The sequence below is a fragment of the Arcicella rosea genome, from assembly GCF_014204325.1.
GTDB classification, from domain to species: domain Bacteria; phylum Bacteroidota; class Bacteroidia; order Cytophagales; family Spirosomataceae; genus Arcicella; species Arcicella rosea_A.
This window is the reverse complement of record NZ_JACHKT010000014.1, coordinates 16099-31318: the sequence shown is the minus strand read 5'-3', so window position 1 is coordinate 31318 and position 15220 is coordinate 16099. Positions and strand designations below refer to the sequence as shown.

General features: G+C 35.4%; 11 protein-coding genes. 4 read left to right on the top strand and 7 right to left on the bottom strand.

The window, feature by feature from the left end; translation table 11 throughout:
• Positions 1–115 precede the first annotated feature (115 nt).
• The 3 genes from HNP25_RS10805 (at position 116) to HNP25_RS10795 (ending at position 3585) form a co-directional block, all read left to right on the top strand.
• A complete protein-coding gene (locus HNP25_RS10805) occupies positions 116–2434 on the top strand; it encodes an efflux RND transporter permease subunit (RefSeq protein WP_184134069.1) in 2319 nt (772 codons plus the stop codon).
• 172 nt (positions 2435–2606) lie between these two features.
• Complete coding sequence (locus tag HNP25_RS10800) at positions 2607–2963, top strand: hypothetical protein (protein WP_184134067.1); 357 nt, start codon at positions 2607–2609, stop codon at positions 2961–2963.
• Positions 2964–3057: 94 nt separating this feature from the next.
• Complete coding sequence (locus tag HNP25_RS10795) at positions 3058–3585, top strand: ferritin (RefSeq protein ID WP_184134066.1); 528 nt, start codon at positions 3058–3060, stop codon at positions 3583–3585.
• Positions 3586–3627: 42 nt separating this feature from the next.
• On the opposite strand, the gene HNP25_RS10790 is transcribed toward HNP25_RS10795, so the two are convergent.
• From HNP25_RS10790 to HNP25_RS10760, 7 genes are all read right to left on the bottom strand, one after another.
• Positions 3628–3879 carry a (2Fe-2S) ferredoxin domain-containing protein gene (locus HNP25_RS10790; protein ID WP_184134064.1) on the bottom strand — a complete coding sequence of 84 codons (252 nt, stop codon included), beginning with the start codon at positions 3877–3879 and terminating at the stop codon, positions 3628–3630.
• 144 nt (positions 3880–4023) lie between these two features.
• Positions 4024–4962 (bottom strand): DUF6607 family protein, encoded by a 939-nt coding sequence (locus tag HNP25_RS10785; protein WP_184134062.1) that lies wholly within the window; start codon positions 4960–4962, stop codon positions 4024–4026.
• Entirely contained in the window at positions 4959–6104 is a 1146-nt protein-coding gene (locus HNP25_RS10780; RefSeq protein ID WP_184134061.1) for a PepSY-associated TM helix domain-containing protein, read from the bottom strand. Before HNP25_RS10780 ends, HNP25_RS10785 begins: the two co-directional genes overlap by 4 nt.
• Before the next feature lies 1 nt (position 6105).
• On the bottom strand, positions 6106–8562 hold the full coding sequence (locus tag HNP25_RS10775; RefSeq protein ID WP_184134060.1) for a TonB-dependent receptor: 2457 nt from the start codon (positions 8560–8562) through the stop codon (positions 6106–6108).
• Positions 8563–8574: 12 nt separating this feature from the next.
• Positions 8575–10992, bottom strand: coding sequence for a TonB-dependent receptor (locus tag HNP25_RS10770; RefSeq protein ID WP_184134058.1), 2418 nt, complete (start codon positions 10990–10992; stop codon positions 8575–8577).
• 150 nt (positions 10993–11142) lie between these two features.
• Entirely contained in the window at positions 11143–12297 is a 1155-nt protein-coding gene (locus HNP25_RS10765; RefSeq protein WP_184134056.1) for a PepSY-associated TM helix domain-containing protein, read from the bottom strand.
• Positions 12298–12316: 19 nt separating this feature from the next.
• Positions 12317–12583, bottom strand: a complete 267-nt coding sequence (locus HNP25_RS10760; protein ID WP_184134055.1) for a carboxypeptidase-like regulatory domain-containing protein — start codon at positions 12581–12583, stop codon at positions 12317–12319.
• Positions 12584–13048: 465 nt separating this feature from the next.
• Here HNP25_RS10760 and HNP25_RS10755 point away from each other — a divergent pair, with 465 nt between their 5' ends.
• Positions 13049–15106 (top strand): TonB-dependent receptor plug domain-containing protein, encoded by a 2058-nt coding sequence (locus HNP25_RS10755; RefSeq protein ID WP_184134053.1) that lies wholly within the window; start codon positions 13049–13051, stop codon positions 15104–15106.
• Positions 15107–15220: the final 114 nt, after the last annotated feature.

The following is a 15220-nucleotide window of genomic DNA, read 5'->3' as shown; positions in this document are numbered from 1 at the left end:
TTTTCATATTTTAGAAAAATCTAAAAGTGAAGAGAAATATCTTTACTAATTCCTGATTGTTATTTCAGGAAATAATCCTTTTGTTACTACATCAGGATTCCAAAATCATATCATTATGTGGAATACAATTGCCAAATTAATCATTCAATATCGCATCCTCTGGATAGGAATTATTCTTAGCTCAACGGTTTTTACGGGTTTTGAAGCCAGCAAAATAGAGCTTTCTTATGAAATTGCTAGGATTCTTCCCGCTTACGACCCTATCGAGAAAGAGTATCAAGATTTTCGTAAAACTTTTGGTGAAGACGGAAGTATCATGGTAATTGGCTGGCAATCTCCCAAGCTTTTTGAATTAGAAAAGTATCAAAACCTTGTTAAGCTAACAGAAGATATTAAACAATTAGACGGTATCAAAAACATTATTTCGATTGCCAATTTATACGAATTAAAGCGGAATGATGTCCTCAAAAAATTTGAAGTAGTGCCGATTCATGGCAATACGCCTATTTCTCAAGTACAATTAGATTCTATTCAGCAAAAAGTTTTAGCCTTGAAATTTTACGACGGCAAGGTAATTAATCAAGAAAGCAACACAGCTTTAATGGCTATTACTTTCAATGAAAAAACATTGAATTCAGTCAATAGAATTGCCATTGTAAATCAGATAAAAAAACTGGCCACAGATTACTCTATTAAAAATCAAACCGAGCTACACTTTTCTGGTATGCCTTTTATTCGTACAGCTACGATGCTAAAGGTATCTAAAGAAATGAAACTGTTTATGGGTTTAGCCATTTTGATTACGGGTTTAATTCTTTGGTTCTTTTTCCGTTCGGTTCGTTTTACCTTACTTTCAATTTTCGTAGTTCTGATTGGGGTAATTTTCTCGCTCGGAACACTTCAATTATTAGGTTATAAAATCACAATTCTTACAGGTTTAATACCACCATTATTAATCGTAATTGGCATTCCAAATGCTGTATTTTTAATTAATAAATACCAAGCAGAATTAATTCAGCATGGTAATAAAGAGCTTGCTCTTAACAACATGATTACTGGCATTGGACTTTCTACTTTCTTGGCGAATGTCACTACAGCCATTGGTTTCGGCGTTTTTTACTTTACCAACAGTAGTCTTTTGGTTGAATTTGGTGTCATTGCCGCACTCAATGTCATGATTACTTATCTGCTTTGTATTCTATTAATTCCGATTGCGTTGTTTTATATGGGCTTGCCGAAGGCTCGTCATTTAAAACATTTGGAAGTAAAATGGATTAATAATTTTCTAGCAAAAATCAATTACTTGGTACATCATCAACGAAAAGCCATTTATTCGGTGGTTTTTATTGTGGTGCTGATTTCGGCTTATGGCATCACGAAAGTACAAGTGATTGGTTATGTGGTTGATGATTTACCAAAAAATGACCCAATTTATACAGATTTAAGATTTTTCGAGAAAAATTTCAATGGCGTTTTACCTTTTGAAATCATGATTGATACCAAAAAACCCAATGGCGTTTTTGCAAATCAAGCACGTACTTTATATAAAATCAAGGCTTTACAAAACAAAATGAGAGCTTACAAGGAGTTCTCAAAACCATTATCAATTGTTGAAGCAACTAGATTTTTATATCAATCATATCGTGGTGGCGATGCCAAGTATTTTGTATTGCCGAACGTGTTGGAACTTGCTAAATTGACGGAATATGTACAGAATGGTAGCGCTTCTTCAAAACAATTCAAATCGTTTTTGAATGAAGATAAAAGCGTTACTCGTATCAGTTTCCAAATGGCTGACGTGGGTTCTGTTCGCATTAAAGAATTAATAGATGAAATTCGCCCGCAAGTAGATGAAATCTTCGACCCAAAAGAATACAAAGTAAGTCTAACGGGGCATAGCTTAGTTTTCTTGAAAAGTAATGATTACTTACTTGCGAATCTCTACGAAAGTTTATTGATTGCCATTGGTTTAATTGCGATTGTTGGCATGGCACTTTTCCGTTCTATTCCAGTAATTATTCTCTCAAAACTTCCTTGTTTAATTCCTTTGGCATTAACAGCAGGTTTGATGGGTTTCTGGGATATTCACTTTAAACCTTCTACCATTCTAGTATTTAGCATCACTTTCGGAATTGCTTCCGATGGAACGGTTTATTTCCTAACAAGGTATCGTCAGGAATTATACGAAAGGGGTCATAGCGTTTCGCAGGCCATCACCAACAGTATTTTTGGCACGGGTTTAAGTATGGTTTATACAGCCATTATTCTTTTCTGTGGTTTCTCAATTTTTGCGGTTTCAAGTTTTGGTGGTACTGCGGCAATGGGCGTAATGGTTTCAATTACTTTATTGGTTGCGATGGTTACCAATTTAATTCTATTACCATCATTATTACTGACGATTGCTGACTATCAACAAAAAAAGAAAACGGTTTAGTTGAAAGAGTAAAGTACTAGAATGTAATTAGTTATATGCCAAAATAAGGCATTTTAGTTGTTTTTCATTTAAAATATCATCGTTGTTAAATTTTATTTAGACTTATTTCAAATAATACTTGATTTAATTCTTTTTGAAGCTTAATTTTGAGGAAGATAAAAAATGAGAATCAATGTTATTTTCGAGTACTTACCAACATGAATTATTCACAACCCAAAAGGGAAGTGTTTTGCAATGCGATTTGTCGGATAAAATTTATTTGAATTTTAAAGAATTGAGCTTTGCTTTTAAAATTCAAGATTTTTTAGCTTTCAGAAGAAAAGTTCAAGCGGTTAATATTCATGAAATGATTTTTAACATTTCAGATCAATATGATTTTGAGATTCTTGAGTTTCCTCAAAATCAACTTTCGCTTAAATTAACGTTGTGTGATATTGTTCAATTAAGAGAATTACTTGATGGAGCAAGGTTCGCTATTGAAATGTATTCTATGTTGCATGAAGTATTAGGAGACTTCGAAGTTGTTTAGACTTAGTACAAATTCTAAGCATTTTCCATCATTTCCCAATCTTTCTATCCTCTTTTTTATTAATTTTCCTTATATTAAATAAAAGAGGAATAAGATGAAAGACTTACTAAGACTCCGTACTTCGCTCAAAGAAGAAATCGAAATAGCATTAAATGCTCAGTGCAAAATAGAAGCTGAGGCTTCTCAAAGATATTTAGCGATGGCTTCGTGGCTAGATAGAAATGGATATGCAAAATCAGCTGAATATCTTTACAAACAAGCTGAAGAAGAAAGAGAACACTTCCTTAAGATTTTTAAATATATCACAGAAGTAGGCGGAACGGCTATCACACCAGTGATTGATGAAGTAGCACAGGAATTCGCTTCTTTAAAAAGTGTTTTTGAAATCGCTTTACAAAGTGAAATTGCAGTAACCATTTCAATTAATAAAATTGTAGCGAAAGCTCGTGAAGTAAACGATTATGCTACGGAAGATTTTATGATGTGGTTTGTAACTGAACAAAGAGAAGAAGAAAAGAATGCTCGCAGAGCCTTAGAATTATTCGATTTGATTGATTCAGAAAGCCCAACAGGGAAATTTGTACTGGATAAAGAAATCGCAAAAATTGGTAGTGAGGAGTAATAAAAAAGAGCTTTCTGAGTAATTCAGAAAGCTCTTTTTTATTTAGCTTAAAATTATTTCCTTAAAAAGTTGGTCTGCTTGCCACATCGAAACCTCAGTAAACCATTGGTTACTGGGCTGAAAACACATCACAGGAGCATCCTTGCAATGATCGGTACATTCTATTTTTACGATACCGACGGTATCATCCATACCATGCTTTTTGATAGACTCCTTCAAAAATTTACGGACATCTTTATACTTACTGCATTTTTTGCCATCGCATACAAAAATTGTTTTTTCTGGGAAACTCATCTCTTTTTCAATTAAAATACGAAACAAATATACATTGATATATCTATTTCGTATTTCAATTTGCCTTTTATTTCCAATCAGGAACTAGGACTTGAATTTATCACTCGTCTTGTATCTTGCCTCTAAAATCTTTCTTATTACAAGTTAATTTTTGAAGGAATATAATTCGCTATTAATCAAATACTTATTAATTAACGAACGAATTTCTGTTTGGCGTTGAGCTGCACTTTTTACTTCTATTTTCTTGAATCCTTCAACCAAATCATCTAATTCTTTCCACAACATTTTTCCGTCTTCTGATTTAGCTTTTAGGCTTAATCCTTTGTTTTGAGCAATCAATTGTCCCCAAACAGCACGTACATCTACCCAGTATTCTTTATTTTTTGCCCAAAAATCAATGGCTTGTTTACATTTAGCATCATCTATTTTTTGATAATCGTTCAATCCTTTTTCTTGAGCCAATAATTTATCGCCCGAAGCATCACGCATTACTTTATCGTTATCTTGTTCATGCAAATAACCAGCAGGCGTTACATGAATACGATTATTTCTTCTTAATACTTGATAATCAGAACGTTTAGTATATTCTCTTCTTGGCAGTGGTGCATCCGTAATATTTGCCCAAAGGTGTTTGCCATCTTTATGAATCCACGAAGCCGTTCCTTCATAACGTGGCATATCGTTTACTTCAAAAACAGATTGCGTCCATTGTCCTTTTACTTGGTTTTTAGGTAATTGGGTTGCTTTCCAAGTCATTCCTTTATCAAAAGCCAATAAATCTGTGTTTTCATATTGCCAATCTTCACGCCAGTGTTTTATCACCATGGTGTCATTAATGACCAACAAGTGCATTAACACTAATTTATCTTTACTTTCTTCGTCCACAAAAACCCATTCTCTTCCGCCTGTTACGTAACGGTCATGAAATTGGTAATTTTTATCAGGTGCAAAGGTTTCGGCATAACTGAATTTTATATCAAAACAACCACATTGACCTTTAATAGCCTTGATGTCTTCTGATTTTTGAGCATTTGCTAAGATTGATACTCCCATCAATACAATAGCGGTGAATAGTTTTTTCATGATATTTTTAACATTATTTTTTGTGATACTCCTTTGGAATGGTTTGTATTTTTTGTTTTTTGTTTCTCTTTTTTTCGTCGTCCCCACCAAATATAAAAGCCTGTAATGGGCAAACTTGCTCCGAAAAGTCCTGCTAAAAGGGCTAAAATTTTACCGATAAAACCAAACATTCGTCCCGTATGAATATCGTAGTTGGACACCCTGATTTTATCGGCAGTAGTAAAGTTCTCGTACAAATCTTGATTGAGTAATTTGCCCGTATATTGGTCGAAAGTAAAAGTATTTTGTTTTCGTACCCAGCGATAAGGATAACGCATCACAAAACGATAATTTCCGATGCTGTCTTTGGGCAGTTGAATATTGGCAGTAGCGTAATTGCCATAAGTACTTACAACATTCAAAAGTGAATCTACCGATACCATTTTGGCATGAGGTTGATACACAGAGTTGACCTTTTTGTTGTAGGTCATTTTGGTATTACTGATTTTGTAAATAGCTTCTGGTACGCTGTCGAACACCCAAAAAAGTCCAGTAAGCGTAATAGGCAATAAAATCCAGAGCATATAAAAGCCCCAAACATTGTGTAAATCGTAATTAATGCGTTTTCGAGTAGCATTCCATTTCATCTTGAATGCTGACTTTAATTGATTTCGTTTGGAAGGAAACCACAAATACAAGCCCGAAAGCAACATCACAAAAAAGATAAGCGTATTCCACTTGATAATTTCTTCGCCAATATGTCCCAACAGTAGGTTTATGTGAATTTGTACCACAACTGTCATAAAATCTCGGTCGAGTTGTCTTTCTCCATGAATTTTTCCCGTGAATGGGTTTAATGCTATTACTTTCTTTTTCTGGGTAATAACAAGAGCGGCAGCATTTTCGGGAATCGTTTTTAGCCTCAATTGATTTACCTTTTCTTTGGGATAGGCTTTTTTGAAATTATTCAGTAAAACACTTGGAGCTAATCGCTGATGATTTCCGAAGTCATTGACATACAAAAAATCAGGTTTAGAAACGTTGTCAAATTCTTCCTGAAAAGCATACAATGCTCCGGTAATAGACACCACAAACACCACCAGCCCAGAGATTAGTCCGAGCCAGAGGTGTATTTGTCCAATAATTTTCTTAATACTTTTCATATTATAAAGTATAGTTAATACTTAGCATCCAGTTCCGTGGTGCACCCGGAAACATTCTGATTTTATCATATCCGCCCACCCAATAAGTTTTATTGGTCAGGTTATTGGCATTTAATTGTATTTGGCATTTAGCAATTTTATAGTAAATCGCTCCTGTAAAAAGCTGATACGCAGGTATTACTTGTGGTTCGGCATTGGCGGCTACAATCGAACCCAAACGTTCGGTAGCGAAATTTGTTCCTAAACCAATACCCAAACCACTTAAACTTCCTTTTCCGATAACGTATTTCGTCCAGATATTTCCTTGATGTTTTGGGGCGTTTGGTTTCTGGCGACCGATTAAAGTTTCGTCTTTACTTTGGGTAAAAGTGGCATCGTTGTAGGAATAATTGATGATTAAATTCCAGTTGGTTGCCAATTGTCCAATAACATCCAATTCTATCCCTTTTGATACTTCACGCCCTACTTGTGTCAATAAATCGGGCTGACCACTTACGCCTGCATTGTACAAAGCACCATCAACCGTTAATTGATAAATTGAAACATTGGCTGTGAGACGTTTATCGAACCAATCCGATTTTGCACCAACTTCATAAAGTGTACTGTAAAGTGGGTCGAAAGGACCACCAGCATTTACATTAGAAACCGCTGTAGAAGTTTGTGGCTGATAACCTTTCACGAAAGTACCATAAGCATTCACGTTTTTGTTCAGGCTATAAACCAATCCTAATCTCGGAATAAGGGCTTTTTGTGTTACTTTATTTTCGGTTGCCGTTTTATAATTTTCTAAATCTGTAAAATAGTCTTGACGTAAACCTAAAAGTACTTGTAGTTTTTTATACGTAATCTGGTCTTGCAAATACACGCCTTGTGTTGAATAAAACGTTGGTGCATAATCTGTTCTTTGATAGAAATATTTACTCATATCTGCCAAAAAATAAGGATTTGCTGCCGTCAAATCATAATGAGCAACATTTGGCACGGGATTTCCTTTGGCATCTAATAAGTAATTAGCTTTTTTCGTCGGGTCATAAGTATTGATACTTCCTGTGTTCGTTGCGTTTCTATAACCTCTTGCCGTAAGTTGCGAACCGCCTGGGGCTAATACTTCTTGAGCATAATCATAGCCCAAAACCACTTTATGAGCAGTTTGTCCTAAGCCAAAATCAATGTTGAAGTAATTAGAAACATTATCAACATTAAAGGTTCTTTTACGAATAAAAACCTGCATTTCTATTTCCGAATCTATCAATCCGCCCGTTGCATTTTTGGCATAAGTATTGGCTGAACGATGTTCCAATAAATCTTCGTCATAAGCAGTACGCATAAATGAAGAATTGAAACTAACATGATTTGAAAACTTATGATTCAAGGAAATCGTAGCATTATATACGTTTTCTTTCAAATAATCATTTGAACGGTTTAATGATTTAGAAATGGGCGTAGAATATAAATCGCCTGTTCCCAACACTGATTGACCCCTGTCTAATCGAGAATCACCACTTTGTAGAACAATATCAAAATTTAAACGGGTTTTATTATTGGGTAAGAAGGAAAAGGACGGAGCAATGATATAGTTTTTTTCGAATTGTAAATCTCTGAACGAACCAGAATTCTCATAGCCCAAATTCAAACGATACAAGAGTGTTTTCTCTTCGTTCATTGGCCCTGTAAAATCGGCTGTGGTACGGAAATTAGCAAAACTTCCCATCGAAATATTGAAAGATTGACGTTTTTCGTCTAAAGGTTTTTTCGTTACACGATTCAACGAACCGCCCGCCGCTGCATTTCCAAAAAGTGCCGACGATGGACCTTTGATGACTTCAACACGTTCGATATGCGGAATTAATTGCTGTTTCCAAAAACTCGTAAAAGCACGCATTCCGTTTACTAACATGGAATAATTATCGTTTCCGCTTACACGATGACCTCTGATAGTCAAATCATTATAAAATGAAAATTGACTTACACCACTCATATTTTTCACAATATCGTTTACCCTAAAAGCAGCTTGATCTTGAATCAATTCTTTGGTAACATAACTGATTGACTGCGGAAGGTCTTTTAGTGCAGTTGCCGATTTAGAACCGATAAAAGTTGAATTGTTCTTGTATTCTGTCTCTTTTCTACCTGTAATTTCAACGGTTTGCAATTCCGTTAGCGATTCATTTAATTGAATCGCTAACGATGAGTTTTCAGAGGTAATTTTTACTTTTTGAAGAAGGGTTTCATAACCAATTCCCGAAAATTGCAAAGTATATTCGCCTTCTTTGACGTTGGCAATTGAGAAAAAACCGTCTTGATTCGTCGTCGTACCAAATTTTGTGCCTTTCAATATTACATTGATGCCCGGTAATTTGGCATTTTTTGTATCAGAAATACTTCCCGACAAAGTACTTTTCTGAGCATAAACACACATGCTCAGAAAAATAAAAATACTTGTTAAATATAATTTCATGAATGCAGAGGTTTAAAATTTGAAAGTAACGCTACCCATTAAACGACGAGGCATTTGTGGTTCTACGGTTGACCAACCACTGAAATACTCTTTGTTGGTCAGGTTATCTACTTTCAAGCCCACTCTGAATTTTTGTATCCCATAAAATACCGTTGCATTCAACACTGTATAACTTGGCAAAGTAAATACGCCCGTGATAGCATTGTTGGTGATTTCGTTTTTACTGGCATAGTTTCCACCAAACCCTAAACCTAAGCCTTTTACTTGTCCTTTTAGGAAAGTATAGCTCGCCCAAAAATTCACCAAATCAGCTGGCCCTGCACTATTAGGACGACGGTTCAATAAACTTTCAGCTACTTTAGTTTGCTTACTGTCGTTATGAGCATAGCCAAACATTATATTTAAACCATTGATTGGATTCGCAACTAAATCAAATTCAATACCTTTACTTTGTTGAGAACCATCTTGAACAGTAACATTGTATTGTCTTCCATCACGAATCAGGATGTCTGAACGAGTTATGTTATTGATCATGATGTCATAATAACTTGCCGTTAAACTCAGTCGATTATGTAAAAGGTCGAGCTTAACACCACCTTCATATTGGTTAGCTTGTTGAGGTTTAAAGGTTCCGTCGATGTCTGCAAAAGGCTGCGTAACAGGTGCTACATTTCTGAAACCATTCATATAATTTCCAAAAATGGCTACTTTATCTTTCAATACTTGATACACAAGACCCAGTTTTGGTGACAAGGCATTTTGTGTATAATTCCCCGACGTAACCCCTGTGGCAAAATTGGTTGTCCCGATATTTTCAAAATGGTCGAAACGTAAACTTGCCATTACCATTAATTTCTCTGTAAGATTAAACACATCTGAAACATAAGCACTATAAGTTTTAGATTCCGTTTGCGATTTTGTTGGTGCAGTATTCGCCGCCAATTTTGCATCTAAAGCTTGTTTCGTTAGCATCGCATAACGTGGGTCGTTTTCTTTGCTGGTATTTATTTGGTCGAATAAAATATAAGCCGAGCTATTGTTATGCGTAATGAGTTGCAGGTAATCTACACCCGCCAACAAACGATTACGAATTTTACCAATGTTGAAATCGCCAATAAAGTTTTGTTGAAGATTCGTCGTTGTTCCTGTGGCAGTTTGGTCGCTAATCAAGCGGTTTATCAAAGTATCACTCGCTTGTTGATACATGATATAAGAATAGTAACCGTCTGAATTTCTGACACTTTTAGAAATATTCGTTTGCGAAGTCCATTTATCAGAAATCTTGTAATTTGCCTGACCAAAAACATTAAGCGTGTTGTTTGTAATTGTAATATCATTACTTGTATAAGAGCGGAAATAATTAAACTGTAATTCTTCTGGCGTTTTTGCAATTAATGGACGAGCTCTGTTCAAGAAAATCATCAATGGATTTGTCCCCGTTTGCGTCATGAATTCTGTCGTAATATTCACCGACAATTTATCATTCACTTTATAAGTAAGGCTTGGTGCCACAAAAGTACTTTTTCTAAAACCTGCATCTTGGAAACTACCTTGATAATTCGTAGAGCCATTGATTCTCAACAAAGCGTGTTGTTCTTTATCAAGTGGCGTATTGACATCCACGGCAAGTCTGCTTAAATCATAACCACCTAAAGAATAGCTAATTTCTCCGCCAAAACTTTCATAAGGTTTCTTGGTAACAATGTTCAACAGACCGCCAAAAGAAATCAAGCTACTTCCAAAAAGTGTTCCTGATGGCCCTTTGATACTTTCAATGCGTTCGATATTGGCTGGGTCGATACCTCCGTTGGTTTGTCCTGCTACGCCATTAATCATGGTTGGTTGTACTGAAAACCCACGCATCGAAAAATAGCCCGCACCGTCTCCACCTCTTCCAGTGGCTGTCCAAAGGCGATTAACTCCCGGTGCATTTTTAATGGCATCGTCAAAACTTGTCACCAATTGTTCTTTCAAAAGTTCTTTACTCACCACATTATAAGCTTGTGGATTTTCAAGGTTTTTCAAAGGCATTCTAGCTACAAAGTCCGTTTCTTTTTGGGCGAATTTATTGTTGGCAGAAACCACTACTTCTTGCAATTGATTGGCTGTTTCGGCTAAAGTAAAATCAACGACGAACGTTTTTCCTGCTTTTACTTCTATGCGTTGCTCTTTGGTTTCCAATCCGATTAAACTTACTTTAATCGTAAAACTTCCTGATTTTACACGTTCCAAACGATATGCTCCGTTTACGTCCGAAATTGTCCCTTTGTTAGTGCCATTCAATTGTACATTTACAAATTCGGCAGGCTTGCCATCAGCAGTAGTTATTTTACCTTTGATAATGGCATTTTGAGCGAAAATAGCATTGACAGTCATTAATAAAATAATGACGATGGATATACTCTTTCTAAAAAAGTATGAATTTTTCATGGATTAAAGTACTGATTATATTCAGTGTTTTTTAAGAATTTATTAAGGTTTTAACATGAAAATCCCCTACCCCAAAAATGATTATTGGGGGTAATAATTGATTTTTAATAAACTTTACTTTGATAAACGATTCAAAACAAAACCAAGCTTTTAGCTATATACTTTGCTACTGGCAGTAGCTGTGGCTTGCTTTTTCCTTCTCCCCCACCAAATAAATACACCTGAAATGGGCAAACTTGCAGCAACCAAACTCACTAAAAAGGCAAGTACTTTTCCCGCAAAACCAAAAATTGCTCCAACATGAATATCATAATTCATTCGGATAGCTTTCTCAGCCAATTTTGCTTCGTGAAATCTGCCGTAAAGGTGATTGACCGATAATTCTTTCAAAGAATATTGGTCGAAGTATCGGTAATCAATTTTCCAGTTTGTCCCGATTTCAGTATTAATATTGACATTTATTGAAGCAGAATCTGATTCGGGAATGTGCACTTCCATCGTTTTAGCATCGGGATGTTCTGCCATCATTTTCTGCCAAATTCTATCAATGACTGGCGATTGTGCTGTTAAGGCTGTTTTCTGTTTAGTGTTTGAATATACTTCAGAAAAAACGGTCGATTTTTCGCCTCCCAAACGCCAATAAACCGAATTGGCAAACCATTGAAAGCCCCAAACCAAACCCGTTAGAGCGATAATCAGCACAATCCAAGCGGAATAAAAACCTAATACATTGTGTAAATCATAGTTTTTTCGCTTCCATTTTGTGGTGTTTTTCCAGCGAAACCAGAAACGTTGCTTGGCGGCACTTTCGTTTTTTGGCCACCACAAAACGATACCAGAAATCAGCATTACGACAAAAATCAAAGTTAAAATCGCCACCATTGGCTGACCAATATTGGGCGGAAGCCACAAATAATAATGCCCGACGAGTACAATTCTAAAAAAATCGCTATCCATATCTTTTATTTTCAGTACTTCACCCGTGTAAGGATTCAAGTAAGCAATGTAATAATAAGATGGTTCGTAATGATAAAAAATAGCCTGAGCTGCTCGTTCATTTGCCGAGTACATTATCGCATGAAGCTGTTTGTTTGGCAAAGCTTTTTTGGCAATTGCTTCTAACTTAGAAGGTGCTAAAAATGCTTTATTCTGAGCTTCCACAAAGCGAAAAGGCTGAGTAAAGTCTTGAATTTCTTCTTGAAAAGCATATAAACAACCCGTAATGGAAACAATAAACACCACAATACCAGACGCAAGCCCAAGCCAAAGATGAATCTTTCCGATGATTTTTTTAAAATTTTGCATACAATCTTACTATATTTGATTAGGAGTCCAATCCTACAAAACTCGCTTGTACTGTATATTTTCCGGGTTTTATCTCTTTAATTTCATAATAACCGTTCTCGTCTGCTACTACACCTTTGTTTGTGCCTTTCAACGATACGTTTACAAATTCTGCTGCTTTACCGTCACTTGTAAATACTTTTCCTTTTATTATGGCTGTTTTCTGAGCAAATGAAAACACGCTATGAAATACTAAAAAACTACTGAATATCAGACGAATAACGTGTTTTGATAATTGTTTTTTCATGATACTATTTTAATAAGGATTATTTACGAAATACTTGCAAATGCTTATTTGACGATGCAAATATTGTATTTATTTAGACTAATTCAAAATAATTTCAGTTTTTATTTGGAATGTTTCTAAATAATCATTTACCTTTGTCATGTTACTCTGGGAGACTTGAGGACTTGGAGACGAAAGAGACAAGATGCTAGAAACAACACGAAGGGTTTGGACTTGAAGAAGCAAGAGTCAAGATGCAAGAAATAAGATGAATGGCTTGGACTTGAAGACTTTATGACTGTAAGAAACAAGAGTTATAAGTTAAACCTTGAAGGAATTTTTAAAGATAATTTCAATATTTTCATCGAAACCTATATAATCAATAAAATACTATTTAGAAAACTGAGACCCGAAAAAGGTTGCTCATTATCAACACGTCTTATGAAAGGGTTAATTTCCTTACTATTAATATTTTGGACTTTAAACATGTTTGGGCAACAAAAACATGTTGTAAATGATAGTTTAAAAACAAGTAATTTGAATGAAGTTGTTGTAACCGCTACTCGCAATGAAAGAGCTTTAAATGCTGTCCCCATGCCTGTAACACTGATTGGGCAGAAACAGATTCGGGCAATGGGTTCATTGCGATTAAGCGAAGTATTGGCAGAACAAACAGGACTTTTTATCGTGAATGATCACGGACAAGGTATTCAAATTCAAGGTTTTAATCCAGATTATACTTTAATACTTTTGGATGGAGAACCTTTAGTTGGGCGAACGGCTGGTACTCTAGAATTATCAAGATTGGCGGTTGCCAACATTAAACAGATTGAAATTGTAAAAGGGCCGTCGTCAAGTTTGTATGGTTCTGAAGCGTTGGCTGGCGTGGTGAATATTATTACTGAAAGACCAAGTGGTACAAAAGGTTCTTTTTCTGCAAGATACGGAACGAATCAGACAAGTGATTTAGCTGGAAATTTAAGCATGAAAACGAAAAAATCGGGTTTTAACCTTTTTTTAAATCGTTATGCTTCTGGCGGTTACGATTTTACGCCTGAAACTTTTGGAGCAACTGTTTCGCCTTTCCAGAATTATACCATTACACCAAAGTTTACTTATGATTTTTCTAAAAATATTAGTTTGAATATTTCGACAAGATATAATATTGAAAATCAACAAAGTAGTTTACTGGTTGGAAGTGACCAAATCGCTGGAACGGGTTCTGTAAAAGATTGGAACATTAACCCAAATCTGAGAATTGCCTTCAATCAAAACCTAAAAGCAGTTTTCAGATTTTATAATACGCATTACAAAACCAATTCTGAGCTTTTATATCAGAAAGACAATAACGTATATGATGCTACGTACTTTTCTCAAACCTTCCAAAGACCCGAAATTCAGGTGGATTATGCTTTAGGGAAAAAACAATTTTTAACACTGGGCGGCGGTAAAATTTGGGAAAGTGTAGAAGCTACTCGATACGACGATACCAAAAGATTTGAAACCAATTATGGTTTCTTTCAGTACGAAAACTTACTGGTGAAAGCTCTAAACCTAACAGTTGGCGGTCGTTTTGACGCTCACTCCGCTTACAAAGCACAGTTTAGCCCCAAAGTATCGGTGGCTTACGACTTATCTAAAAAGGTAAGGCTCAACGGCTCTGTTGGAGTGGGTTTCAAAGCCCCAGATTTCCGACAATTGTATCTTAATTTCACCAACGCTGTGGCTGGTTATAGCGTGTTTGGTACGCAAGAAGTCGCCTTGAATTTGGCTCGTTTACAAGCCGAAAACCAGATTTCAGAAGTATTATTTGATGTGACTAAACTCGGAGAACTAAAAGCTGAAAGTTCACTTGCTTATAATTTTGGTGGAAAAATTGATTTAGATAATGGACTGAAAATCAAAGTAAATACTTTTAGAAATGATATTTCAAACTTGATTCAAACCCAAGCAGTTGCACTGAAAACTAACGGACAAAGTGTTTTTAGTTACATGAATCTCACCAAAGCTTTTACGCAAGGCATTGAATTGGATGCTAGTTATACGATTGCAAACCAACAATCGCCCATTACGCTAAGTGCTGGTTACCAATTTTTGGAAGCAAAAGATAAAGAAGTAGTTGACAAAATTGAAAAAGGTGAGCTTTTCAGACGTGACCCTGAAACATTGATAACCGAAAGAGTAAAAGCATCTGATTATGAAGGACTTTTCAATCGTTCTCGTCATTCAGCTAATTTTAAAGTATTCTACGAAAACACAAAAAATGGATTAACAGCCTCATTAAGAGGGATTTATAGAAGTAGATACGGTTTTGCTGATTATAATGGAAATGGAATTGCCGATGTTGACAATGAATTTGTAAAAGGTTATGTTACTTGGAATATTTCTGCCAGTAAAACCTTCAAAGAACAATTCAGAGTACAAGCTGGGATTGATAATGCACTTGGTTATACAGATACTAAAAACATTCCAAATTTAGCTGGAAGACTCATTTGGTTAAGTGTAGGAATAAACCTTGAAAAACACAAGATTACAGAACAATAGTGGTGGATTTTAATGTGTGGGAAGACTTGGAATTCACGAGAATATAGTAAATGACTACAATTTTATCATAGCCATTTCTAATACAGTTAGTTTTTATTTTTTCTTTTCGTTCAC

What these genes read in the sequence shown, in the direction of transcription:
- HNP25_RS10755 (WP_184134053.1), top strand. Translation starts at nt 13,049, where the DNA reads ATGTTTGGGCAACAAAAACATGTTGTAAATGATAGTTTAAAAACAAGT.
- HNP25_RS10765 (WP_184134056.1), bottom strand. Translation starts at nt 12,297, where the DNA reads ATGCAAAATTTTAAAAAAATCATCGGAAAGATTCATCTTTGGCTTGGG.
- HNP25_RS10760 (WP_184134055.1), bottom strand. Translation starts at nt 12,583, where the DNA reads ATGAAAAAACAATTATCAAAACACGTTATTCGTCTGATATTCAGTAGT.
- HNP25_RS10805 (WP_184134069.1), top strand. Translation starts at nt 116, where the DNA reads ATGTGGAATACAATTGCCAAATTAATCATTCAATATCGCATCCTCTGG.
- HNP25_RS10785 (WP_184134062.1), bottom strand. Translation starts at nt 4,962, where the DNA reads ATGAAAAAACTATTCACCGCTATTGTATTGATGGGAGTATCAATCTTA.
- HNP25_RS10780 (WP_184134061.1), bottom strand. Translation starts at nt 6,104, where the DNA reads ATGAAAAGTATTAAGAAAATTATTGGACAAATACACCTCTGGCTCGGA.
- HNP25_RS10770 (WP_184134058.1), bottom strand. Translation starts at nt 10,992, where the DNA reads ATGAAAAATTCATACTTTTTTAGAAAGAGTATATCCATCGTCATTATT.
- HNP25_RS10795 (WP_184134066.1), top strand. Translation starts at nt 3,058, where the DNA reads ATGAAAGACTTACTAAGACTCCGTACTTCGCTCAAAGAAGAAATCGAA.
- HNP25_RS10800 (WP_184134067.1), top strand. Translation starts at nt 2,607, where the DNA reads ATGTTATTTTCGAGTACTTACCAACATGAATTATTCACAACCCAAAAG.
- HNP25_RS10790 (WP_184134064.1), bottom strand. Translation starts at nt 3,879, where the DNA reads ATGAGTTTCCCAGAAAAAACAATTTTTGTATGCGATGGCAAAAAATGC.
- HNP25_RS10775 (WP_184134060.1), bottom strand. Translation starts at nt 8,562, where the DNA reads ATGAAATTATATTTAACAAGTATTTTTATTTTTCTGAGCATGTGTGTT.